20 protein-coding genes are annotated in these 22962 nt (G+C 60.3%); 11 read left to right on the top strand and 9 right to left on the bottom strand.

Annotation, left to right across the window (positions count from 1 at the left end; all coding sequences use genetic code 11):
- Nucleotides 1–19: 19 nt before the first annotated feature.
- From N2A98_RS01550 to N2A98_RS01540, 3 genes are all read right to left on the bottom strand, one after another.
- Nucleotides 20–235: a hypothetical protein gene (locus N2A98_RS01550; RefSeq protein ID WP_044270565.1), complete on the bottom strand. Its 216-nt coding sequence runs from the start codon at nucleotides 233–235 to the stop codon at nucleotides 20–22.
- A 235-nt stretch (nucleotides 236–470) separates the two neighbouring features.
- On the bottom strand, nucleotides 471–1577 hold the full coding sequence (aguA, locus tag N2A98_RS01545; protein ID WP_275622938.1) for an agmatine deiminase: 1107 nt from the start codon (nucleotides 1575–1577) through the stop codon (nucleotides 471–473).
- A 121-nt stretch (nucleotides 1578–1698) separates the two neighbouring features.
- On the bottom strand, nucleotides 1699–4608 hold the full coding sequence (locus N2A98_RS01540) for an aminotransferase (RefSeq protein WP_275622937.1): 2910 nt from the start codon (nucleotides 4606–4608) through the stop codon (nucleotides 1699–1701).
- Between the two features lie 151 nt (nucleotides 4609–4759).
- On the opposite strand from N2A98_RS01540, the gene rfbB reads away from it, so the two are divergent.
- From rfbB to N2A98_RS01505, 7 genes are read left to right on the top strand one after another with little or no spacing between them, the layout of a single operon-like run.
- Nucleotides 4760–5842: a dTDP-glucose 4,6-dehydratase gene (gene rfbB / locus N2A98_RS01535; protein ID WP_069556673.1), complete on the top strand. Its 1083-nt coding sequence runs from the start codon at nucleotides 4760–4762 to the stop codon at nucleotides 5840–5842.
- Nucleotides 5839–6714: a glucose-1-phosphate thymidylyltransferase RfbA gene (gene rfbA, locus N2A98_RS01530; RefSeq protein ID WP_044270562.1), complete on the top strand. Its 876-nt coding sequence runs from the start codon at nucleotides 5839–5841 to the stop codon at nucleotides 6712–6714. Before rfbB ends, rfbA begins: the two co-directional genes overlap by 4 nt.
- Nucleotides 6711–7256, top strand: coding sequence for a dTDP-4-dehydrorhamnose 3,5-epimerase (gene rfbC / locus N2A98_RS01525; RefSeq protein ID WP_078802316.1), 546 nt, complete (start codon nucleotides 6711–6713; stop codon nucleotides 7254–7256). The genes rfbA and rfbC overlap by 4 nt, the downstream gene beginning before the upstream one ends.
- An 8-nt stretch (nucleotides 7257–7264) precedes the next feature.
- On the top strand, nucleotides 7265–8134 hold the full coding sequence (rfbD, locus tag N2A98_RS01520; RefSeq protein ID WP_200888181.1) for a dTDP-4-dehydrorhamnose reductase: 870 nt from the start codon (nucleotides 7265–7267) through the stop codon (nucleotides 8132–8134).
- A gap of 34 nt (nucleotides 8135–8168) precedes the next feature.
- Nucleotides 8169–9977 (top strand): ATP-binding protein, encoded by a 1809-nt coding sequence (locus N2A98_RS01515; protein WP_034134664.1) that lies wholly within the window; start codon nucleotides 8169–8171, stop codon nucleotides 9975–9977.
- Complete coding sequence (locus N2A98_RS01510) at nucleotides 9974–11359, top strand: sigma-54 dependent transcriptional regulator (protein WP_047712351.1); 1386 nt, start codon at nucleotides 9974–9976, stop codon at nucleotides 11357–11359. The genes N2A98_RS01515 and N2A98_RS01510 overlap by 4 nt, the downstream gene beginning before the upstream one ends.
- Before the next feature lie 26 nt (nucleotides 11360–11385).
- Nucleotides 11386–11841: a thioesterase domain-containing protein gene (locus N2A98_RS01505; protein ID WP_275622936.1), complete on the top strand. Its 456-nt coding sequence runs from the start codon at nucleotides 11386–11388 to the stop codon at nucleotides 11839–11841.
- 129 nt (nucleotides 11842–11970) lie between these two features.
- On the opposite strand, the gene cysQ is transcribed toward N2A98_RS01505, so the two are convergent.
- Both cysQ and nudE read right to left on the bottom strand, forming a co-directional pair.
- On the bottom strand, nucleotides 11971–12807 hold the full coding sequence (gene cysQ, locus N2A98_RS01500; protein WP_044270548.1) for a 3'(2'),5'-bisphosphate nucleotidase CysQ: 837 nt from the start codon (nucleotides 12805–12807) through the stop codon (nucleotides 11971–11973).
- Nucleotides 12804–13370, bottom strand: coding sequence for an ADP compounds hydrolase NudE (gene nudE, locus N2A98_RS01495; protein WP_032894100.1), 567 nt, complete (start codon nucleotides 13368–13370; stop codon nucleotides 12804–12806). The genes cysQ and nudE overlap by 4 nt, the downstream gene beginning before the upstream one ends.
- Nucleotides 13371–13457: 87 nt before the next feature.
- On the opposite strand from nudE, the gene yrfG reads away from it, so the two are divergent.
- Nucleotides 13458–14123: a GMP/IMP nucleotidase gene (yrfG, locus tag N2A98_RS01490; protein WP_044270546.1), complete on the top strand. Its 666-nt coding sequence runs from the start codon at nucleotides 13458–13460 to the stop codon at nucleotides 14121–14123.
- A 127-nt stretch (nucleotides 14124–14250) separates the two neighbouring features.
- Here yrfG and lysM read toward each other — a convergent pair whose 3' ends face one another.
- Nucleotides 14251–14691, bottom strand: a complete 441-nt coding sequence (gene lysM / locus N2A98_RS01485) for a peptidoglycan-binding protein LysM (RefSeq protein ID WP_032894105.1) — start codon at nucleotides 14689–14691, stop codon at nucleotides 14251–14253.
- 242 nt (nucleotides 14692–14933) lie between these two features.
- Between lysM and fdhD the strand changes: the two genes are divergently transcribed.
- The 3 genes from fdhD (at nucleotide 14934) to N2A98_RS01470 (ending at nucleotide 18921) form a co-directional block, all read left to right on the top strand.
- The gene (fdhD, locus tag N2A98_RS01480; RefSeq protein ID WP_275622935.1) at nucleotides 14934–15773 is read left to right on the top strand and encodes a formate dehydrogenase accessory sulfurtransferase FdhD; all 840 of its coding nucleotides are present in this window, start codon (nucleotides 14934–14936) and stop codon (nucleotides 15771–15773) included.
- Nucleotides 15770–18118: an FdhF/YdeP family oxidoreductase gene (locus tag N2A98_RS01475; protein WP_275622934.1), complete on the top strand. Its 2349-nt coding sequence runs from the start codon at nucleotides 15770–15772 to the stop codon at nucleotides 18116–18118. The genes fdhD and N2A98_RS01475 overlap by 4 nt, the downstream gene beginning before the upstream one ends.
- A 320-nt stretch (nucleotides 18119–18438) precedes the next feature.
- Nucleotides 18439–18921, top strand: a complete 483-nt coding sequence (locus N2A98_RS01470) for a glycine zipper domain-containing protein (protein ID WP_275622933.1) — start codon at nucleotides 18439–18441, stop codon at nucleotides 18919–18921.
- 146 nt (nucleotides 18922–19067) lie between these two features.
- Here the strand turns inward: N2A98_RS01470 and N2A98_RS01465 are convergent, their stop codons facing one another.
- The 3 genes from N2A98_RS01465 to N2A98_RS01455 all read right to left on the bottom strand — a co-directional run bounded on the left by N2A98_RS01465 (nucleotide 19068) and on the right by N2A98_RS01455 (nucleotide 22851).
- Nucleotides 19068–19499 carry a thioesterase family protein gene (locus tag N2A98_RS01465; RefSeq protein WP_047712346.1) on the bottom strand — a complete coding sequence of 144 codons (432 nt, stop codon included), beginning with the start codon at nucleotides 19497–19499 and terminating at the stop codon, nucleotides 19068–19070.
- Nucleotides 19500–19511: 12 nt separating this feature from the next.
- On the bottom strand, nucleotides 19512–21449 hold the full coding sequence (locus N2A98_RS01460) for a RecQ family ATP-dependent DNA helicase (RefSeq protein ID WP_078802313.1): 1938 nt from the start codon (nucleotides 21447–21449) through the stop codon (nucleotides 19512–19514).
- A gap of 226 nt (nucleotides 21450–21675) precedes the next feature.
- Entirely contained in the window at nucleotides 21676–22851 is a 1176-nt protein-coding gene (locus N2A98_RS01455) for a tetratricopeptide repeat protein (RefSeq protein ID WP_044270540.1), read from the bottom strand.
- Between the last annotated feature and the right edge of the window lie 111 nt (nucleotides 22852–22962).

Genomic DNA, 22962 nt, shown 5'->3' with positions numbered 1-22962 from the left:
CATTTGTATTTTGGTGTCTTTAGTTGCTCATCAACTCGCACAACGCCTGCACTTCGTCCTCCGTGAACAACCCCACCGGGTAGCGCTCACTCATCACGCTACGCAAGTCAGGCGCTTGCCTGACCTGTCGCGAGCCGTTTGCCTTCAACCAAAGCGCCAACGCATGGATCGCATCACCGTCGACCCGCAAAGGGTGGAACGTACGCGTGTTCATCAGGTGGACATCGGCATTCATTTCAGCGCTCTCTCCTACTGCGTGAGCGGCTAACTTACTCAAGGTTTGTGACAGAACTGCGCGGTCATCCCCCTTGGGCCACTGTAACCACAGCGATACAAGAGCTATGCCAATGTGCCCTGTTCATTGGCATACAGGCATGAAAAAGCCCGCGACCGGGCTGGGTCGCGGGCTTGCGGGGAGCACTGCAATGGCGCAGTGCTCGTACGCCATCAAGGCGCTGTTACAACTGCACTCACTTTCGCTGCGGGGCTGGCTGCTGTTGGGTCAGGCAATGGATATTGCCCCCACCCAGTAACAGTTCGCGGCCCGGCACCATCACCACTTCATGCTGTGGGAAGAGGTTCTGCAGAATCTGCTTGGCCTGGCCGTCCAACGGGTCATCGAAACTCGGCGCGATGATGCCGCCGTTGACGATAAGGAAGTTGACGTAGGAACCGGCCAACCGCACGGTCGGATTACGCTCCTGGCTGCCGTCAACCAGGTCTACCCCGGCGCATTCCTCTTCGGTGGCATACAGCGGACCCGGGATCGGCATTTTATGCACGATGAACGAGCGGCCCTGGGCATCGGTGCTGCTTTGCAGCACGTCCAAGGCTGCGTGGCAGCGTGGGTAGTTCGGGTCTTGCGGGTCATCGGTCCAGGCCAACAGCACCTCGCCCGGGTGCACGTAGCAGCAGAAGTTATCCACATGGCCGTCGGTTTCGTCGTTGAACAGGCCGTCCGGCAACCAGATGATCTTATCCACAGCCAGGTTATCGCTGAGCACCGCCTCAATGGCCGCACGATCAAGGTGCGGGTTGCGGTTGCGGTTCAACAGGCATTCTTCGGTGGTGATCAGGGTGCCTTCGCCGTCGACATGAATCGAACCGCCTTCAAGCACAAAGCCTTCAGTGCGGTACCGCGGTGCGCGCTCCATCTCGAGGATCTTGCCTCCCACCTGGGAATCACGGTTCCACGGCGAATACAGGCCGCCGTCAAAACCACCCCAGGCGTTGAAGTCCCAGTTCACACCCCGTACTTCACCACTGCCGTTGATCACGAAAGTCGGGCCGGTGTCGCGAACCCAGGCGTCGTCATTGGACATTTCCACCAGGCGGATATTGGGTACGTCCAGGCGGGCACGGGCGTTTTCATACTGGCCGGCGGAAACCGCGACAGTCACCGGCTCAAAACGCGCGATGGCCTTGGCCACCGCCACATGGGCCGCCTGCGCAGGCTTGCCGCCCAGGCGCCAGTTGTCTGGGCGCTCGGGCCAGATCATCCAGGTCTGGGTCTGGGGCGCCCATTCGGCAGGCATGTGAAAGCCATCGGCGCGGGGTGTGCTGTGCAAGGTGGTCATGGCGATCAGGGCTCCGAATGGGGTGAAGGGCAACTTTATAATGGATAAAAATCGGCTTTAACAGCCTAAAAAAAGGATAGGTGCTTTCTATTGCAAAAAATAGCCGATAACCATCGATAAATCACAGTTGCTCATCCAGTACTTTCGACAGCATGTCCACAAAGAAATCCACGCTGCGCCGGGAAGTGACCATCGGCGGCTTGATCTTGAGGATATTCAGGTAATCCCCGGTAGGCTGCATGAAAATCCCCAACTCACGCAGGCGATCACACAACAAGGCGGTTTCCGCCGTCGCAGGTTCGAGGGTATGGCGATCACGCACCAGTTCAAGGCCCAGATAGAATCCCGAACCGTGTACAGCACCGACGAGTGGATGGCGGTCGATCAATTCCTCCAGTCGTGCCTTGAAATGCCCGCCTACCACTTGGGCGTTTTCCCAGAGCTTTTCCTCCGCCATCACGTCCAGCACTGCCATCCCGATCCGGCAGCTGACCGGGCTGCCTCCGGATGACGAGAAGAAGTAACCCTCGGCCTCCAGCGCCTCGGCAATTTCTCGGCGGGTGATCACTGCGCCCAACGGCTGGCCGTTGCCCATGCCTTTGGCCATCGTGATGATGTCGGGCACCACTCCCTGCTGTTCAAATCCCCAGAAGAAATGCCCCATGCGGCCGTAACCCACCTGCACCTCGTCGGCGATGCACACGCCACCCTGGGCACGGACCAAGCCATACACCTGTTTTAGGTAACCCGCTGGCAGGGAGATGCCGCCGGCATTGCCGTACACCGGCTCACAGATGAACCCGGCCAATTGACGCTGGCTCGCGGCAATTTTCGCCAGGTTATGCTCCACGCTTCGTACATAGTCCGGCGCGCTATCTGGCCCACGGAACTCACCGCGGTAGGTATTGGGCGCGGTCACTGGGTGCACCCAATCCGGGCGGCTGCTCAAGGCCTGGGGGTTATCGGCAATCGAGGTAGACACGGCATCCGCCGCCACCGACCAACCGTGATAGGCCTCCAGCACGCTGAGCATGTCGCGCCCGCCGCTGTAGGCCCAGGCCAGGCGAATCGCCAGGTCATTGGCCTCGGTGCCGCTGTTGACCAGGAACACCCGGTCCATGCCCTCCGGCGCCAACGCCAGCAGGCGCTCGGAGAACTCGGCAATTGCCGCATAGTGAAACCGCGAGTTGGTGTTGAGCAACGACCACTGCCGCGCTGCCACTTCAGCCATGCGCGGGTGGCCATGGCCCAGCACGGCCACGTTGTTGAGCATGTCGAGGTAGGATCGGCCCTGCATATCGATCAGGTGGTTACGCCAGCCACGCTCGATACGCGGCGGGTCGGCGTAGTAGTGCTTCTGGGAGCGCGCAAAGCTGGCATCCCGCCGGGCCAGCAGGGCCTCTGGGTCCAGTTCCGGCTCCGCATCACAGGCCAGGCCCAACAGCGCCGAGGGTGACGGGCACAACGCCTGCCATGCCAACGCCCGGGAAGGTGTGCAGAACAGCGGTGGCTCAAGGTCGGCGCGGCACAACTGCACGGTCAACGGCGCATGAACCTCGCCCAGCACCTGCCCTTTGACCAGCGTTGCGCCCGGCTTGAGTGATGTGCGTACGCCCCACAGGCGCAGACTCAGCCCACTGCTATGCAAACACAGTAAGCCGTCGGTGCCCTCGCGCAGCGTTCCCGCAAAGGGCGCCTCCAAAACCGTGCCGTGGGGCAGATGCAGCTCGACATGCAGAGGGAAGGTCTCGGGCTCCACCGCACTGTCGGGACGGGTGCGCGACAAGCGGTATTGCCCATAACGACTGGCCGCCTGCCCATGCGCCGTCGCCGCTTCATCCAGCAAGCGCCGATCTATGCCGGGAGTCTCCCAATTGCCTGCCTCGAAATGCGGGCTGAGTACGCCCAGGTCGATCAGGGCGAACTCGCGCCCCACCAAGCCTGGCAATAAAGGCGCGAAGTCTTGGATGGCGACGGGCGGTAATGTTTCGCCGACGCTGCTAAGAATCGCCGTTTGCATGAGTTCAAAGGACACCGACGTGGCGATATGGAAGATTTCCCACTCGTGTTCGGCGTTTTTCTTTAGATAAGCGTTATCCGGGTCCAGGCGTTGCTGCTGCTCACTGCTGAGCACCAACACCGCCGCGCGAGCGACGATCAACGGCCACAGCACCTCTAACTCTTCGCGCTGCAACGGCGTGACCGCGTGACAGGCCTGGATCGCCGGCAACAGGGCAAATGGATCACCGTCGGCATGGTGCAACAGCGACGCGCAGGTCACCGACAGGTCGGTAATTCGCCAGGTGCGCACCAGATCGCCAAAATCGATCACGCCTTGAATACGCCAGTGCCGCTGGGCATCACGCTGCCACACCACGTTGTCATCGGTGATGTCCATGTGCACCGCTTGCCAGGGCAGGCGTGCCGCCAACGGCTGCACATGCGCCTCGACCTGCCTGGCCACCTGTTCCAAAGCGGCACGCTGCGGCAGATCGGGCAAGGTTGCCAGCAGGTGGGTGATCAATGCCTGGGCGTGGCGCGGGTCCCATTGCAAGGTGCGCTCCAGGCCAGGGTGTTCGAAACCTGCCAGCGCATGGCTCATTTGCCCGCACAGCTCACCAAAGCCTTCGATCACGGTGCGGCTCAGGTGGGGCAAATGCGTCAGGGGCTGGCCGTCGATGTAGTCCAACAGCCGCAGGTGCAGGGTTTGGCCGTCGACGTTGACCGTCAGCAGCTCCTCGCCCTCAACGGTCTGGATGACCTTGGGCACCCGCAGGCCGGGGTGCGTGCCCAGGCTGTGGAAGGCTGCGTGCTGGGCCTGGAGTTCAACCGCGGCGTAGTCACCCCGGCAGATTTTCAGAACGAAACGGCCCCGCGTGCTGTCAATTCTGTAGTTGAGGTCTTGTTGGCTGCCCAATGAGCGTAATTTGCCCGTCAGTCCATAGTGTCGATCGAGCAGGCATGCGGCCTGCTCGGGGGTGACTTGTGGGCAAGGCAAGCTGGCACGGTGGGTCAACGTGGCTAACGACATTGTGACGACCTTTGATTTTTCAGGCGTCTATATCGCCATTGTTCTGTGGCGTTAATCAACCCCTTCTGCTCACGGCACTTGCGCCGGCCCGATTCACAACTCAAGCTATGCTACTTTCGCCCAGTGTCCGTCTAAGGAAAAGGCCCTCGACATGCGTATTCTCATCACCGGCGGTGCCGGATTTATTGGCTCGGCCCTGATCCGGCACTTGATTCAACACACTGAGCATGAAGTGCTCAACCTGGACAAGCTGACTTACGCCGGCAACCTCGAGTCGCTGGCCAGCATCGCGTCCAACAGCCGCTATGAGTTTGTCCAGGCCGATATCATCGACCAGGCCACCGTCAGCGCCGTGCTCGCACGCTTCGAACCCGATGCGATCATGCACCTGGCGGCCGAGTCCCACGTCGACCGCTCCATTGACGGTCCGTCGGATTTTATCCAGACCAATATCGTCGGCACCTACAGCCTGCTAGAAGCCACGCGCGCCTATTGGCAGAAGCTGGCGGAGCCGGCAAAAAGCGCATTCCGTTTCCACCACATCTCTACTGACGAGGTGTATGGCGACCTGCACGGCGTGGACGATCTCTTCACCGAGACCACGCCTTACGCACCGAGCTCGCCCTATTCCGCGAGCAAGGCAGCGTCTGACCACCTGGTACGCGCCTGGCAGCGCACCTATGGCCTGCCTGTGCTGCTGACCAACTGCTCGAACAACTACGGGCCGTTCCACTTCCCCGAAAAATTGATCCCGCTGGTGATTCTCAACGCCCTGGCGGGCAAGCCACTGCCGGTATATGGCGATGGTCTGCAGGTGCGTGACTGGCTGTTCGTTGAGGATCACGCCCGTGCGCTGCTCACAGTGGTCACGACTGGGGTTGTGGGCGAAACCTACAACATCGGCGGCCACAACGAGCAGAAGAACATCGACGTGGTACGTGGCATCTGCGCCCTGTTGGAAGAATTGGCGCCACAACGCCCAGCCGGCGTGGAGAAATTCACTGACCTGATCACCTTCGTCAAGGATCGCCCAGGCCACGACCAACGCTACGCCATCGACGCCAGCAAAATCGAACGCGAACTGGGCTGGGTCCCGGAAGAAACCTTCGAGACCGGCCTGCGCAAAACCGTGCAGTGGTACCTCGATAACCTGGAATGGTGCCGCAGAGTCCAGGACGGCAGTTATCAAGGTGAACGACTGGGCAATACTGACGTGAAGGATTTGATCGCATGATGAAGGGAATTGTATTGGCCGGCGGTTCCGGCACGCGTTTGCACCCCATTACCCTGGGCGTGTCCAAACAGTTGTTGCCGGTGTATGACAAGCCAATGATTTACTACCCGATCTCGGTACTGATGCTGGCCGGGATCAAGGATATTCTGGTGATCTCCACGCCAGTGGACTTGCCGCAATACCAGAATCTGCTGGGCGATGGCAGCCAGTTCGGCGTGCGCTTCACCTACGCGGAGCAGCCTTCGCCGGACGGCCTGGCCCAGGCATTTATCATCGGCGAAGAGTTCATTGGCGATGACCCTGTGTGCTTGATCCTGGGGGACAACATCTTCCACGGCCAGCATTTCGGCGAGCAACTGCGCACCGCCGCCGAACGTCCTTCGGGCGCCACGGTGTTCGGCTACTGGGTCAAAGACCCTGAGCGTTTCGGTGTGATTGACTTCGATAGCGAAGGCCGCGCCTTGTCCATCGAAGAAAAACCGGCTAAACCCAAGTCCCACTACGCGGTAACCGGCCTGTACTTCTACGACAACGACGTGATCAAGATCGCCAAGGCGGTCAAGCCTTCGCCACGTGGCGAGCTGGAGATCACTGATGTCAACAATGCCTACCTCCAACGTGGCGATCTGCACGTTGAACGCTTCGGCCGTGGGTTCGCCTGGCTCGACACCGGCACTCATGACAGCCTGCTGGAAGCCTCGACTTACGTTCAGACCATCGAGCACCGCCAGGGCTTGAAAGTGGCCTGCTTGGAAGAAATCGCCTACGAAAATGGCTGGATCAATCGTGATTATCTGCTGGAGCGTGCCAAGTACTTTGGCAAGACCGGCTATGGTCAGTACCTGTATATGCTCGCTGGAAACACTAAATGAACGTGATTGCCACTGAGCTGCCCGGTGTATTGATCATCGAGCCGAAGGTTTTTGGCGATGAGCGCGGTTTTTTTTATGAGAGCTTCAATGCCCGCGCGTTTGAAAAAGACAGCGGGTTACAACTGCAGTTTGTGCAGGATAATCACTCGCGCTCGCAAAAAGGCGTGCTGAGAGGTCTTCACTACCAGGTAGAACACGCTCAGGGAAAACTCGTGCGTGTGACTGCCGGCGAAGTATTGGACGTGGCGGTGGATATCCGCCGCAGCTCGCCGCATTTTGGCAAGTGGGCCAGCGTACGCCTATCGGCAGAAAATAACCGCCAGTTATGGATTCCACCAGGCTTTGCCCATGGATTCGTCGTGCTGAGCGACTACGCCGAATTCCTTTACAAGACCACGGATTACTACACGCCGTCTGCGGAGCGTTGTATCCGTTGGGATGACCCGGATCTCAACATCGACTGGCAGCTCAATGGCACCCCGACGCTGTCCGCCAAGGACCAGAGCGGTAAAACCCTGAAAGACGCGGATCTATTCCTGTGATGGCGCCTCTGAAAATCCTCATCACCGGCCAACACGGCCAAGTCTCCCAGGAGCTGCAACAGCGGCTCCAGGACCTGGGCGAACTCATCGTCCTGGGCCGCGACCAGCTTGACCTGGCAGACGCAGACCTCATCCGCCAGCAAGTGCGCGCCCATCGCCCTGGCCTGATCATCAACGCGGCGGCCCACACCGCCGTCGATCTGGCCGAGAGCGAACCGGACGCTGCGTTCGCCATCAATGCCATCGCCCCCGGCATCCTCGCCGAGGAAGCCAAGGCGCTGGGTATCCCGCTGATCCATTACTCGACCGACTACGTGTTCGACGGCAGCAAACCTGGCCCGTACACCGAAAACGACACCCCAAACCCCTTGGGCGTCTACGGCCAGAGCAAGCTGGCGGGTGAGCAGGCGATTGCGGCTGTAGGTGGCCAGTACCTGATCTTGCGTACCAGTTGGGTCTATTCGAGCCATGGCAAGAATTTCCTGCTGACCATGCAGCGCCTGCTGCAGGAAAAACCGCAGATGCGCATCGTGGCCGACCAGATCGGTGCGCCGACCTGGGCCGGGACTATCGCCAACAGCACCCGTGTGCTGATCGAGCAGTGGCAGGCCGGTAAGGCAGGGGATTGGGGCGTTTACCACCTCACTGCCCAGGGTGAAACCTCGTGGTTCGGTTTTGCCGAGGCGATTGGCGAGCAACTGCGCGCCGAAGGCAAGGCCTGCGCCGAGCTGGAACCGATCCCTTCCAGCGCCTACCCGACCCCCGCCAAGCGCCCGCTGAACTCGCGCCTGGACTGCACGCGCCTGCAACAGCAATGGCACGTCAGCCAGCCACAGTGGCAGGACGCATTGCACGAGTGTCTTGCACAGCAGCACTAGGCATAATGCGCCTGTACCCACAGGCGCGACTTCCATGACCCCACCTCTTGCGCGAAGACCCCGCTGGCGCAGCCTAGCCCTGCTGGCTCTGTGCCTGGCACCGCTGTTGTGGCCGCTGGAGCATTTGGCCGAGCGCTATTACCGCAGCGAACTGGCCGGGCAAAATCGCCAGACCCTCGACCTCTACGTCGCCAACTTGCTGGGCACCCTGCACCGCTACGAAATACTGCCGCAGATCCTCGGTGACTTACCGGCCCTGCGTACTGCATTGGACGCTCCCCATGTCAGCACCCACCTGGTCAGCGCCAACCAGTTGCTCAAGGATGTCGCCGCCCAGGCCGGGGTAGAGGTGATGTATCTGATGGACACCACCGGCAAGACCCTCGCCGCGTCCAACTGGGACAAACAAGACAGCTTTGTCGGGCGCAACTTTTCCTTCCGTCCGTATTTCAGCGAAGCCATGGCCGGGCGCCTCGGCCGGTTCTTCGGCCTGGGCACCACCTCGGCCAAGCGCGGCTACTTCTTCGCAGCAGCGGTACGTGACGGCGATACTATCATCGGGGTGCTGGTGGTGAAGGTCGACCTGGACCACACTGAAAGCCTGTGGGGCAATACCCCCGAACAACTGTTGGTCACCGACCACAACGGCGTGGTGATCCTCACTTCGCGCCCGCAATGGCGATTCCGCGCCACGCGGCCACTGACCGCCGAAGAACGCCAGGCCATCATTGCTATCCAGCCCTACCCCACCCGCGACCCGCAGCCACTGAGCCTCAGCAGCAGCGCTTGGCTGCGCCAATCCACGGCCATCGCCGAAACCGGCTGGAACGTGGAAATCCTCGCGCCGCGCTCGCTGATCAACCGTCCGGTGCGCACGGTCGTCGCCGTAGGCGGCGCCACGTTGTTGGTGCTGATGCTGTTGCTGGGGTTGCTGATGCAGCGCCGCCGGCACTACCTGGAACGCATCGCCTTCGAAGCCAAGGCCCGCCGCGAGTTGGAGATGCGCGTGGCCGAGCGTACCAGCGACCTGGAGGGCCTGAACCGGCGCCTGAAACAGGAAGTGCTGGAGCGCGAGCATGCCCAGCAAGAACTGGTGCGCGCCCAGGACGACTTGGTCCAGGCCGGTAAACTCTCGGCGCTGGGCACCATGTCGGCGAGTATCAGCCATGAATTGAATCAGCCACTGGCGGCGATTCGCAGCTATGCCGAAAACGCCGAAATCCTGCTCGACCATGAGCGCACCAACGACGCCCGCGGCAACCTCAAGCTGATCAGCGAATTGACCGGGCGCATGGCCTCGATCATCGCCCACCTGCGCGCATTCGCCCGCCGCGACCGGCATGCGCCGGAGAGCGTGGCTTTGCAACCGGCGCTCGACGACGCCCTGGCATTGCTGGCCAAGCGTCGGCGTTCGATGGAGGTGGAGTTGATCCGCGACCTGCCAGAGGCGACCTTGTGGGTGCAGGCAGGTGAAACTCGCCTGCGCCAGGTGCTGGGTAACTTGCTGGCCAATGCTCTGGACGCCCTCACCGAAAAAGGCCCGCCACGCAAACTGTGGCTGAGTGCCGAAACCACGCCCCAAGGCGTCAACTTGTATATTCGCGACAACGGCCCGGGCTTTTGCATGGAAGCCCTGGGCCGTGCCAGCGAGCCGTTCTACACCACCAAGACGCGCACCCAAGGCCTGGGGCTAGGGCTGGCGATCTGCGACACCCTGATGCGCGCCTTTGGCGGCGAACTGTCGTTTGCCAACCACAAGGAAGGCGGCGCGCTGTTAACCTTGAAATTGCGTGCCGGCTCGCCGGGCGTCAGTCTGCAACCGTCCGAGGACCGCAGTGTATGAGTATCGACAACTCGATTCAGGTGGTCTTGATCGACGACGATCCACACCTGCGTCAGGCCCTGTGCCAGACCCTGGACCTGGCCGGCCTGAAAGTCCTGCCCCTGGGCGAAGCCACCGGGCTCACCGCACGCCTGTCCCGCGACTGGCCGGGCGTGGTGGTCAGCGACATCCGCATGCCCGGCATGGACGGCCTGGAACTGCTAGCTGAATTGCACGGCCAGGACCCAGACCTGCCGGTGCTGCTGATCACCGGCCACGGCGACGTACCGCTGGCGGTGCAGGCCATGCGTGCCGGTGCCTATGACTTCCTGGAAAAACCCTTCGCCAGTGACGCGCTGCTCGACAGCGTGCGCCGTGCCCTGGCCCTGCGCCGGCTGGTGCTGGACAACCGCAGCCTGCGCCTGGCCCTCAGCGACCGCCAGCAACTGAGCACGCGCCTGGTAGGGCACTCGCCACAGATGTTGCGCCTGCGCGAGCAAATCGGTGCACTGGCCGCGACCAAGGCCGATGTGCTGATCCTCGGCGAAACCGGGGCAGGCAAGGAGGTCGTCGCCCGCGCCCTGCACGACCTCTCAAGCCGACGCAGCGGCCCGTTTGTCGCGATCAACGCCGGGGCCCTGGCGGAATCGGTGGTGGAAAGCGAACTGTTCGGTCATGAACCCGGCGCGTTTACCGGGGCGCAAAAGCGCCGCATCGGCAAGTTCGAGTTTGCCAATGGCGGCACGCTGTTTCTGGATGAAATTGAAAGCATGAGCCTGGATGTACAGGTCAAGTTGCTGCGCCTTTTACAGGAGCGCGTAGTGGAACGCCTGGGTGGCAATCAGCTGATCCCGCTGGACATCCGCATTATCGCCGCCACCAAGGAAGACCTGCGCCAGGCCGCTGACCAGGGCCGTTTCCGTGCCGACTTGTATTACCGCCTCAATGTTGCGCCGCTGCGCATCCCACCGCTACGTGAACGGGGTGAAGATGCGCTGATGCTGTTCCAGCACTTCGCCGATGAGGCCAGCAGCCGTCACGGCCTGCCCTTGCACGAACTGCAACCGGGCCAGCGCGCGCTGTTGCTGCGCCACAGCTGGCCGGGCAATGTGCGGGAACTGCAAAACGCCGCGGAGCGTTTCGCCCTCGGCCTGGAGCTGGCCCTGGACAACACCCAGGACCATCCCGCCGCCGGCGTGCTGACCTCCACGCCAGGAGGCCTGAGCGAGCAAGTCGAACAGTTCGAAAAAAGCCTGATCGCCGCCGAACTGACCCGCCCCCACAGCTCCGTGCGCAGCCTCGCCGAAGCCCTGGGCGTGCCGCGCAAAACCTTGCATGACAAACTGCGCAAACACGGCCTGAACTTCGCCGACAGTGCCAGCCAGAGCGCCGACGACGAATGACATCGTCTACCCACGAAGAGGCCGCCATGAGCCGCGATAGCCGTTACCTGGAATCCATCCTTCACCATGACATCCCACTCACCCGGGAAATGGGCCTCAAGGTGCTCGACTGGCAACACGACCAACTGCAACTGCACCTGCCCTTGCAGGCCAATATCAACCACAAGAGCACCATGTTTGGCGGCAGCCTCTACTGCGGCGCGGTGCTGGCGGGTTGGGGTTGGCTGCACCTGAAGCTGCGTGAAGCCGGGATTGAAGACGGGCATATCGTGATTCAGGAAGGGCAGATCAGCTACCCGCTGCCGGTGACCCAGGACGCGACAGCCATTTGCGAGGCGCCGCAGGAGAAGGTGTGGAAACGCTTTGTGGCGACCTATCAGCGCTATGGGCGGGCGCGATTGGCGCTACAGACGTGGATTGTGAATGAAGGCAGTGAGGAGCGTGCTGTCGTCTTTACCGGCCAGTACGTCCTGCATCGCTAGCAGTCGTTACACAAGACAAATGTGGGAGCGGGCTTGCTCGCGAATGCGGTATATCAGTCGATATCTTCGGTGACTGACACTGCGCATTCGCGAGCAAGCCCGCTCCCACAGTTTTAATCCGCAGTGGCCTTAAGATCTGGCCAGGGTCAACAGCCGCTCACGCCACGCGGCCTTGGCTGGCAACGCCAGAAAGAACGGATTTAACAGCGATTCCCGCGCCGGGTAGCTGAACGGCTTGCCATTCAACTCCAGCACTTCACCCCCCGCCCCTTCCAATACACCCTGGGCCGCTGCGGTATCCCACTGCGAGGTCGGTGCCAGGCGCGGATAACAATCGGCACTGCCCTCGGCCAACAAACAAAACTTCAACGAACTGCCGATATTGGCCAGTTTCAACTCGCCCAAGCCCTCGCTCAAACCATCTAACAGACGCTCCTGCTCAGGGCTGGTATGACGGCGGCTGGCCACCACGGTAAAGGCCTCGCCCGCCGCCCTGGTCTGGCGTACCTGAATCTGCTTGGGCGCCGCATTGACGTCCGACCGCCAAGCCCCCAGGCCCGCGCCGCCGAAGTAGCAACGGCCAGTGGTCGGTATCGACACCACGCCGAACACCACGCGGCCCTGTTCGATCAAGGCAATATTGACGGTGAATTCTTCACTGCCGGAAATGAATTCCTTGGTGCCATCCAAAGGGTCCACCAACCACCAGCGCTGCCAGCCGGCACGCACACTCTGATCGATATCGGCGTCCTCTTCAGACAGCACTGGAATGCTTGGGTCCAGCGCGGTGAGGCCTGCGAGAATCAGATGGTGGGCAGCCAAGTCGGCAGCCGTCACAGGGGAATCGTCCGCTTTGGAGGTCACGGCTACATCGGCACGCCAGTACGGCAGGATGGCTTCACCGGCCTGGCGCGCCAGCTCAATGACCGGGGCGATAAACGGGTGGCCTAAAAACAGTTCGCTCATGCGTTGAACGCTCCACGCTGGGTCAACAGGTCTCTGACCAGATACAGCGCCGCCAGGGCGCGACCTTCGCTGAATTGCTCGTTTTGCGCCAACGCCGATAGCTCACGCAGGTTGACTCGGTCTACCCGCATCGGCTCGGGCTCATCACCTTCAAGGCGCTCTTCATAAAGATCGGTAGCCAGCACCACCTGGATTTTCTGGCTCATATAACCAGGCGACAATGACAGCTCGGTGATGTGCTCCAACTGCCGTGCGCCATAGCCGGCCTCTTCCTTGAGTTCGCGGTCTGCCGCCGCCAGCACGTCTTCGCCGGGCTCGATCAAGCCTTTGGGTAATGACAATTCATATTCGTCAGTGCCGCCGCAGTATTCTTCCACCAGCAATGCATGATCTTCATCGATCATCGCTACAATCATCACGGCGCCGTAGCCCGTGCCACGCCCGACAAGACGCTCGTAGGTGCGCTCAACGCCATTGGAAAAGCGCAATTGCACTTCCTCCACGCGGAACAAACGGCTACTGGCGACTATTTCGCGGGCGAGGACAGTGGGTTTCTGGCGCATAAACGGCTCCTTGGCGTGATCGGGTTACTATACCGTGGCTTTTCCGATTGTCTGTGTCGGATATCTTTACTTACATGAGACCCCACCATGCCCTCTCTGCCCTGGCACGCCATCGACACCGTCCTGCTGGACATGGACGGCACCCTGCTCGACCTGCATTACGACAACCACTTCTGGATGGAGCACCTGCCCCAGCGCTACGCCGAACTGCACGGTGTGAGCCAGGCCATGGCCGAAATGGAGCTGCAACCGCTGTTTGAGCGTAACGCGGGACAGTTGCAATGGTATTGCCTGGATTTCTGGAGCACTGAACTCAAGATCCCGGTGCGCGAACTCAAGCTGGAAACCGCCCACCTGATTGCCCTGCGTCCGGATGCCGATACGTTCCTGGCGGCGATCAAACAGGCCGGCAAGCGCGTGATCATGATCACCAACGCTCATCGTGATTCGCTGTCATTGAAGTTGGAACGCATTGAACTGGCGCCGTATTTCGAGCGATTGATCAGCTCTCACGACTACGGTTTTCCCAAGGAAAACCCGCAATTCTGGCAAGCCCTGCAAGCGGATATCCACTTTGACCCGGCCCGTAGCCTGTTTATAGACGACACCTTGCCGATCCTGCGCAGCGCCCGGGATTTCGGAGTAGGGCATTTACTGGCCGTGAAAGAGCCTGATAGCAAGAAAGGACCCAAGGACACTGCAGAATTTTTAGCCGTCGGGGACTATCGAGAACTCATTGCCGGACTTATGTAGGAGCGAGCTTGCTCGCGAAAAACGTCAACGATAACGCGTGCTTCCTGGATAAACGCGGTGCCTGTGAGTTTTTCGCGAGCAAGCTCGCTCCTACAAAAGGGCGAGCTTGCTCATTTTATCCTGCGTATTACTCAGGGATACGCAGTGTCTGGCCTGGGTAGATCTTGTCCGGGTGCGACAACAGTGGCTTGTTAGCCTCGAAAATCTTGTTGTACTTATTCGCGTCGCCATAAACCGTTTTAGAGATTGCGCTCAGGGTGTCGCCGCTTTTCACTACAACAAAGCGCGAAGCCACAACCACTGGACCGGATACTGTGATCTGGTCATCCACACTTGCCACGCCAGCAATGTTGCCCAGCGCCAAAAGGATCTTTTCTTTCTCTTCCTGCGTGGCCACTTCACCGGTCACTGTGACCTTGTCGCCATCCACCGTGGTTTGCACGTTTGGATTACCCAGGCCCACCTTGCTCACATGCTCCTTCAACTGCTCACTGGCGTTCGCATTACCCGGCGTCAACAGGTCGACAATCTTTTCGCCGGCTTCTTTGATAAAGCTAAAAATACTCATGGTGCGCTCTCCTTGGGATTTAATTTCCAGATGCCCAAGACTAGACCAGTCCTGCCGACTTGGGTTCCAGACTGGCTAAAGACTCAAAAGTATCTCAATCACCCCTGCCTGGAATAAGCCCAACGAAAACGCCGGTGAACCTTGATCGACGCCCTCTATCAATAGATCAATACTGGCGATTAGACGTGACCCTTTGTCGCGCCTAGTCTAAACACTGATCAATCCGCCGGTGGTACTGCCCCATGAACGCCAAGCGCCCTCACTGCGCGGCGCCCGCTCTTGAATCGACCGCGCCCGTCGTCAGCCAGAGCTATCACTATTGCAATCTTGAACACACAGAAGTCGCCAGCACTGCGCTGGCCGAAGAAGTGGCGTTGGCGATTGCCTATAACGATATCAGCCAGGCGGTGATGCTGGTGACGCCTACGGACCTGGAAGACTTCATTGTAGGTTTCAGCCTCGGCAGCGGGATTATCGCCGACGTTAACGACATTTATGATCTGAAAATCAGCGGTTCAGGGGCTGCCCAGTATGCTCAGGTACAGGTGTCCAGCCGTGCGTTCTGGAACCTCAAGCAGCAACGCCGCCAATTGGCGGGCACCAGCGGCTGTGGCCTGTGTGGCGTGGAAGCGGTAGAGCAAGCATTGCCCGACCTCCAGGTACTGCCCGGCGCGCCCTTGCCGCCGGCGCAGTGGCTCGATGGCCTGCGCCAACGTATCAGCGCATTCCAACCCCTGGGCCAACACAGCGGTGCCGTGCATGCGGCAGTGTTTATGAATAGCCAGGGCGAATTGCTGATGGGTCGCGAAGACATCGGTCGGCATAACGCTCTGGATAAATTGATTGGCGCGCTGATCCGCCAAAAGATTCCGACCGACGGCGGCCTGGCGATTGTTACCAGCCGCTGCAGCCTGGAATTGATTCAGAAAGTTTTGCGCGCGGGCATCCAGACCCTGGTCAGCCTGTCGTCGCCCACCGGCCTGGCCCTGCAATGGGCGCGCCGGCACAACCTCAACCTCATCCACCTGCCGCAAAAAAGCGCGCCACGGGTCTATAGCCCTGCGATGGAGCACCAGCCATGAGCCTTCACCACCAAGCCGACCAGACCCCAACCCCACGCTACAAGCCCTACAAGGGCCCAGCCGGTGGCTGGGGCGCCCTGATCAGCGTGGCGCAAGCCTGGCTGACCAGCGACAACGCCCTGAAAAACCTGCGCATGATGCTCAAGACCAACCAGAACGGCGGCTTCGACTGCCCGGGCTGCGCCTGGGGCGACTCGCCGGAAAGCGGCATGGTCAAGTTCTGCGAAAACGGCGCCAAGGCAGTCAACTGGGAAGCCACCAAGCGCCGCGTCGATGCGGCCTTCTTCGCCAAGCACAGCGTCACAGCGTTGCTGGAGCAAAGCGACTATTGGCTGGAATACCAGGGCCGCCTGACCGAGCCGATGCGCTATGACGCCCAGACCGATCGCTACGCGCCCATCAGTTGGGAAGCCGCCTTCGACCTGGTCGGCAAGCATCTCAACGCATTGCCAAGCCCGAACATGGCCGAGTTCTACACCTCGGGCCGCGCCAGCAACGAAGCCGCCTACCTGTACCAGCTGTTTGTACGCGCCTATGGCACCAACAACTTCCCGGACTGCTCGAACATGTGCCACGAAGCCAGCGGTGTAGCCCTGGCACAGAGTGTGGGCGTGGGTAAAGGCACCGTGACCTTTGATGACTTCGAGCATGCCGATGCCATTTTCGTCTGGGGCCAGAACCCCGGCACCAACCACCCACGCATGCTTGAACCGCTGCGCGAAGCAGTGAAGCGCGGCGCCCAGGTGGTGTGTATCAACCCACTGAAAGAGCGTGGCCTGGAGCGCTTCCAGCACCCGCAGCATCCGCTGGAAATGCTCACCAACGGTGACAAGCCGACCAACACCGCCTACTTCCGCCCGGCGCTGGGTGGCGATATGGCGATCTTGCGCGGCATGGCCAAATTCCTGCTGCTGTGGGAACGCCAAGCCCTGGCCGAAGGCAAGGACGCGGTGTTCGACCACGACTTCCTCAACGAACACACCACCAACGTCCTGGAATACCTGGGTCAGATCGACGACACCTCGTGGGAGGAGATCGTCGAACAGTCCGGCCTGACCCTGGTGGAGATCGAACAAGCGGCACGCATGTACGCCAAAGGCAAGAATGTGATCATGTGCTGGGCGATGGGGATTACCCAGCACCGCCACTCGGTGCCGACCATCCAGGAAATCGCCAACCTGATGCTGCTGCGCGGCAATATCGGCCGCCCAGGCGCCGGGCTGTGCCCGGTGCGCGGCCACAGTAACGTGCAGGGCGACCGCACCATGGGCATCAACGAACGCCCACCGGTGGCGTTTCTGGACGCACTGGAGCGTCGTTTCCAGTTCCAGGTGCCGCGAGACAATGGCCATAACGTGGTGGAAGCGATTCACGCCATGCTTGAAGGCCGCTCCAAAGTCTTTATCGGCCTGGGCGGCAACTTTGCCCAAGCCACGCCAGACAGCACGCGCACCTCTGAAGCACTGCGCAATTGCGACCTGACCGTGCAGATCAGCACCAAGCTCAACCGCAGCCACCTGATGCACGGTAAAGATGCGTTGATCCTGCCGTGCCTGGGCCGCACCGACATCGACATCCAGGCCGACGGCCCGCAAGCGGTGACGGTGGAAGACTCGTTCAGCATGGTCCACGGCTCCAACGGCCAACTGCAACCGCTGTCGAAACTGATGAAGTCCGAGCCGGCGATTCTGGCAGGCATTGCTGCCGCCACGCTGGGCAGCACGCCCGTGGATTGGAACTGGCTGGTGGCCGACTACGGACGCATCCGCGACCTGATCGCCGACACCATCCCAGGCTTCAAGGACTTCAACGAGAAGATCAAACACCCAGGTGGCTTCTACCTAGGCAACTCCGCCGGCGCACGCCGCTGGAACACACCGTCGGGCCGCGCCAACTTCCGCCCGAACATCTTGCCCAAAGACCTGATCCACGAACGCACCCACGCCACGGGCCGGGTGCCGGACCTGATCATGCAGTCGATGCGCTCCCATGATCAGTACAACACCACCATCTATGGCCTGGACGACCGTTATCGCGGGGTCAAAGGCCAGCGTGACGTGCTGTTCGTCAACGAAGCCGACATCATCCGCCTGGGCTTCAAGCCGGGGCAGAAGGCAGACATCGTGTCGCTGTGGGAAGACGGTCGTGAGCGCCGCGTGAAGGGCTTTACGCTGCTGGCATTTGATATTCCGGCGGGGCAGGCGGCGGCTTACTATCCGGAAGTGAACCCGTTGGTGCCATTGGAAAGTACTGGCGACGGTAGCCACACGCCAACATCGAAGTTCGTTGCGATTCGTCTGGAGGCGGCGAGTGATACTGGGTTAATCATGGCGCGCTCGGCCTGACCCGGGATCTTGTTGTTTGAACTACCGCTTTCGCGAGCAAGCCCGCTCCCACATTTGAAATGCATTCCAAGTGTGGGAGCGGGCTTGCCCGCGAAGAGGCCAGCACAAGCACCGCACATTCTGCAGGCACAAAAAAAGGCCGCTTTTGCATAAAAGCGGCCCTTCCGAAGTAACTAAAGACCTGCAAAAACGACTTAAGTTCCCTATACAAAACAGTAGCTTAGCAAATTGTATACAACCTCTGCCGCCGGTCGGATTTCGATTGTCAGCGGCTCGATACAACCTCAGGATCGCGCCGTCATCCCTTGAGGTTTCCCTGAATGAAGTTCTCCTTGATTCTCTTGTTGTCCCTTGGCCTGGTCAGTGGCGCAGCCATGGCAGGCGGCACCACCGAAGCCGGTGTAGGCGGCGCATTGGGTGGGGTTCTAGGTTCCGTTGTCGGCCAGCAGTTGGGCGGCAACACCGGTTCGACCATCGGCGCGGCCCTGGGCGGCGCTGGCGGTAGCGCGGTCGGCGCAGACAAGCGTAGCCGTGGCGAAGCCGCCATTGGTGGCGCACTGGGCGCAGCCGGCGGCAACGTCTTGGGTCGCAGCGTCGGCGGCAGTACCGGTGCATTGGTCGGCTCAGCAGCCGGCGGTGGCGCGGGTGGCGCGCTGGGCAACTACATGGGTAACGAAAGTGATCGCGACAGCCGCCATTACCGCGATCGCGACCGTGACGACCGTCGCTACTACCGCGATGGCCACCCAGGCCGCGGCCATGCCTATGGGCATCGCAAGAACAAGCATCGTTATCGCGACTGATCAATACGTGCTCTGACGAACACATCCAGTGTGGGAGCCGGGCTTGCCCGCGATCGCAGTGAATCAGGTTTAGAGGTATTGCCTGATACTGCGCCATCGCGGGCAAGCCCGGCTCCCACATTTGGTATGGGTTGCTTGTAGGTGCCTCAAACCACCAAGCGCTGCATCGCCTCGCGCAACATCCCCGGAATCGGCACTGGCTGGTTCGACGTTCGGTCCACAAACACATGGACAAAGCGCCCCGCCGCACACGCCTCCTGCTCACCCACCTTGAAAACCGCCAGCTCATACTGCACCGAGCTATTGCCCAGCTTGCCTACCCGCAGGCCGATTTCAATGCGCTCGGGAAACGCAATCGACGCAAAGTAATCGCAGGCAGAACTCACCACAAACCCCACCACCTCACCGTCATGAATATCCAACCCGCCCTGTTCGATCAGGTAGGTATTAACGGCGGTGTCGAAGAAGCTGTAGTAAGTGACGTTATTCACATGGCCGTAGGCATCGTTGTCATGCCAACGCGTGGTGATCGGCTGGAAGTGGCGGTAATCGTCGCGCACAGGCGTTGAGTCAGGCATCGGCAAGTCTCGTCAAAGTTGATCCAATTGAGCATGGGCCCAGTCGCGCACCTCAGCGTAGGGGTAGTCTTCCAGCGCAGCAAAACCCGGAATGCCCCGCGCCTTCAACTTGGTAAACAACGGTACGCTGATACCGCCAAGAAAACGCGTCAAACGCTCCGCATTCGGCAAGTGCCCCGTGTACTCATGATGCCTGTGGATAAAATCACCGCACAGCCCCATGAAGTTTTTATCCACAAGCGGCGGCAGGCTCGGCGGTGCCGGCAGATGGGCAACCTGGCCGTGGCACACCGAACAATGCCCGCAATGCTGGGGCGCATTTTCATCACCAAAGTAGCGCGCCAGACGTTGCCCCAGGCAGTGCTCGGTGGCGAACAGGTCGAGCATGGCGTGAATCCGCGCGACTTCTGTCACCTCATGCTGCTTGAAGCCTGTGTATAACTCGGCGCTTAGCGCCTGCGGGTCAAAATCGGTGTCGAGCAAACTGTAGACCTCAGTCATCTGCTTGCTTTCGAGTTCGATCAGGCCCTGCTCCTGAAAATAATCCAGCGCCTTCACCACCCGGCTACGTTCGGCATTGTGCTGTTGATAAAGCGCGTCGAAATCCACCGTCGCCCAGGTTTTAGCGCGCTTGCATACCTGGATGATCGCCGCGACAAACTGCTGCCGCTCGCCGGAAAAACGCGCCAACAAGGCCTCGGGTTCGATCACGTATTTGAAACGGTATTCCGCATAAAACGCATAGCGCGGTGCAATCACGCCCTTGAGCTCCAACTGCACCAAGAGCGTCTTGAGCGGCAGCTCGCGAATATTGCTGTGGTCCGACAGCGACCTGAGCAAGAACTCCCACTGCCCTTCGCTGCGCGCCGCCTGCAACTCCTCCAGCACACGACGAATGCCTTCCTGCTCCGGCGTGTCACCGTACACGAAGTTTTCCAGCACATTGAGGCTGTCGCGGTTGGCCAACACCAGGCAATCCGATGGCTGCCCGTCACGCCCGGCGCGGCCGATCTCCTGGCTGTAGTTCTCGATGGACTTGGGCAAGTCGAAGTGCACGACATTGCGGATATCACTCTTGTCGATGCCCATGCCAAACGCGATGGTTGCGACAATACAATTGGAGCGCCCGCCCATGAAACGCTGCTGGATACCCTCGCGCTTTTCATGAGGCAGCCCCGCGTGATAAGCCTCGGCCTGAATGCCGTGGCGGTTCAGATGCTCCGCAATCTGTTCGGCGGTTTTCTGCAAGGTGACGTAGACGATACTCGGCTGGTTGGCCCGCGCTTTCATCCACTCCACCAGCCTGTGGCGTTTGTCGTGGCCGCCGACCGGTTCCACCAGCAGGTTGAGGTTGGGCCGATAGAAGCCCGTGGTCACTACATCCCCGGCAGCAATGGCGAACTTGGCCTGCATGTCGGCGATCACCTTGGGTGTGGCCGTGGCCGTCAGCAACAGCGCCTGCGGGATGTTGAACTGGCGCTGGTAGTCCGGCAGCTTCAAATAATCCGGACGGAAGTTGTGGCCCCACTCGGAAATACAGTGCGCCTCGTCCACCACCAGCAACGAGATCTGCACGCTGTTCAGGAAATTACGGAAACGCTCGTTCTTCAAACGCTCCACGGAAATCATCAGGATCTTGAGCTCGCCCGATCGCGCACGGGCCATGACATCATTGGCCTCATCACGGCTCTGGGCCGAATCGATACTGCCCGCCGAAATGCCATGGCGCTGCAGGAAACCCAACTGGTCCTGCATCAATGCCAGCAACGGCGACACCACCAGCGTCAGGTGCGGCAGCAACACGGCCGACAGCTGGTAACACAAGGATTTGCCCGACCCCGTAGGGAAAATGGCGGCGGCAGAACGCCCAGCCAGCACGGCGCTGACCGTCTCTTCCTGGCCCAAGCGAAAGTGTGGGTAACCAAAGACCTGCTGGAGGGTGTCGTGCATAAGGCTGTCACTCCATTGACCGCTGAACGTGGCTTAAAAACGTAGCCCAGTAAGTTCGGCGAATCGAGAAAGGTCGCAAGAAAAAAAGAGACAGGATGATACACAGGGGGAGGGATGGCCCAGGGCCGAAGTGGGACTTTTCTGAGAACGTAACAGGAAGCAGCAGATTAAAAATGTGGGAGCTGGCGAGCCCTCCCCCACATTTCACAACCGAGCTATAGCTGAATCAGCGGTTCTGCACCCGCTCAATCGCCGTGTCATACACCGGGTTGGCCTTTTGCTCTTTGGCCAACTGGTAATGACGCAACGCATCCGGGAACTGGCCGGCCGCTTCATAGATACGTGCAATGTTGTAGTAAGCACCGGCACGCACGGTCGCGGCATTGGTACCGGTCGCCAGGGCGATAGCCTTGCGGTTGGCCCAGATCGACTCCGCAGTATTGCCGGCTTTCTGATACGCCAGGCCCAGGTTGCCGTAAGCCTTGCCGAAGCCGTTATCCAGCTCGATGGCTTGACGGAAGAAGTCGATGGCCTGGTCCAGGTTACCGGCCTGGTAGGCCGCTTCGCCCTTGAGGTTCAGCTTTTTCGCATCGGCCTGTACCGACGAGCTCACCGTCACGGCGGTGACGGCCACGCTGTCATCCAGCAACGGCTTGACCTCGTTGAGCACATCTTCGGCGCCGACTCTCACGCCGGTGAAGGTGTTGATGTCCTGGAAGTCGCCACTGCCGGTCATGCGGAACACGGTCCACAGGTTGCCGGTGCGGTTCTGCGGCACATAGTAGGTGCGTACCAGGGATTGCCCCATGTACACGAACACCTTGGCCTCACTGTTGGACAACTCGCTGGAGGTGGGAGAGCCGCTGTTGGAATAGTCGTGCACGGCATAGACGTAGCTTTCGCCGTAATGCTTTTTCTGCAGGGTGATGGTCTCCGGGCCATAGCTATCGGTGTCATCCACGTCCAGTTCGGCGTCGGTGCCCTTTTTATTGTTGAAGAAGATGTTATTGCCGGGGAAGATCATATGGGAATCGAGGTCACGCGGAGCCTTGCCCCAGGTCAACACCACACGCAGGCCGTCGAGGTTTTCCATCACCGGGCTGATGGCATAGGTCATGCCTTTGCACGGGCACTTCACCACCAGGTTGGAATAGCCAGGCTTCTTGATGATCAGCAGGTTGCTGGCATCGTCAGCCGCCTCACTGGTCAGCGTGACCTGGCCTTGCGCGTTGGTACGGCCCACCACGTTCTGTGCACCATTACGTTGCAGCAGCACTTCGGCATCGGCGATTTTCTGGTCCTTGACCACCGCACTCAGCACCTCAATCGGCAACTGCTCGGCCTGGACAGAAAACGCCACCGCACACAAAGACATCGCCGAGGCGACACGAAGCAAACCCATGCTTAACTCCCTTTAAGTAGTGGGCGGAATCGCCCTACAAGATTTTGCGGTGAAACATACGCTGAAATGAGCTCGCTGGCAGATTTTTTATACAGATTGTGACGGGGTTTT

The organism is Pseudomonas sp. FJ2-5-13 (assembly GCF_029201605.1).
GTDB classification, from domain to species: Bacteria; Pseudomonadota; Gammaproteobacteria; order Pseudomonadales; family Pseudomonadaceae; genus Aquipseudomonas; species Aquipseudomonas lactis.
The sequence above is the reverse complement of the archived record's forward strand: the minus strand, read 5'-3'. Positions and strand labels throughout refer to the sequence as shown.

Bases quoted from the DNA above. Each gene is read 5' to 3' on its own strand.
- N2A98_RS01475 (WP_275622934.1), top strand. From the start codon at position 15,770: ATGAGCCTTCACCACCAAGCCGACCAGACCCCAACCCCACGCTACAAG.
- cysQ (WP_044270548.1), bottom strand. From the start codon at position 12,807: ATGAGCGAACTGTTTTTAGGCCACCCGTTTATCGCCCCGGTCATTGAG.
- N2A98_RS01515 (WP_034134664.1), top strand. From the start codon at position 8,169: ATGACCCCACCTCTTGCGCGAAGACCCCGCTGGCGCAGCCTAGCCCTG.
- N2A98_RS01540 (WP_275622937.1), bottom strand. From the start codon at position 4,608: ATGTCGTTAGCCACGTTGACCCACCGTGCCAGCTTGCCTTGCCCACAA.
- rfbB (WP_069556673.1), top strand. From the start codon at position 4,760: ATGCGTATTCTCATCACCGGCGGTGCCGGATTTATTGGCTCGGCCCTG.
- N2A98_RS01455 (WP_044270540.1), bottom strand. From the start codon at position 22,851: ATGGGTTTGCTTCGTGTCGCCTCGGCGATGTCTTTGTGTGCGGTGGCG.
- N2A98_RS01460 (WP_078802313.1), bottom strand. From the start codon at position 21,449: ATGCACGACACCCTCCAGCAGGTCTTTGGTTACCCACACTTTCGCTTG.
- rfbC (WP_078802316.1), top strand. From the start codon at position 6,711: ATGAACGTGATTGCCACTGAGCTGCCCGGTGTATTGATCATCGAGCCG.
- N2A98_RS01550 (WP_044270565.1), bottom strand. From the start codon at position 235: ATGAATGCCGATGTCCACCTGATGAACACGCGTACGTTCCACCCTTTG.
- lysM (WP_032894105.1), bottom strand. From the start codon at position 14,691: ATGAGTATTTTTAGCTTTATCAAAGAAGCCGGCGAAAAGATTGTCGAC.
- nudE (WP_032894100.1), bottom strand. From the start codon at position 13,370: ATGCGCCAGAAACCCACTGTCCTCGCCCGCGAAATAGTCGCCAGTAGC.
- N2A98_RS01510 (WP_047712351.1), top strand. From the start codon at position 9,974: ATGAGTATCGACAACTCGATTCAGGTGGTCTTGATCGACGACGATCCA.
- N2A98_RS01505 (WP_275622936.1), top strand. From the start codon at position 11,386: ATGAGCCGCGATAGCCGTTACCTGGAATCCATCCTTCACCATGACATC.
- fdhD (WP_275622935.1), top strand. From the start codon at position 14,934: ATGAACGCCAAGCGCCCTCACTGCGCGGCGCCCGCTCTTGAATCGACC.
- N2A98_RS01465 (WP_047712346.1), bottom strand. From the start codon at position 19,499: ATGCCTGACTCAACGCCTGTGCGCGACGATTACCGCCACTTCCAGCCG.
- rfbA (WP_044270562.1), top strand. From the start codon at position 5,839: ATGATGAAGGGAATTGTATTGGCCGGCGGTTCCGGCACGCGTTTGCAC.
- aguA (WP_275622938.1), bottom strand. From the start codon at position 1,577: ATGACCACCTTGCACAGCACACCCCGCGCCGATGGCTTTCACATGCCT.
- N2A98_RS01470 (WP_275622933.1), top strand. From the start codon at position 18,439: ATGAAGTTCTCCTTGATTCTCTTGTTGTCCCTTGGCCTGGTCAGTGGC.
- yrfG (WP_044270546.1), top strand. From the start codon at position 13,458: ATGCCCTCTCTGCCCTGGCACGCCATCGACACCGTCCTGCTGGACATG.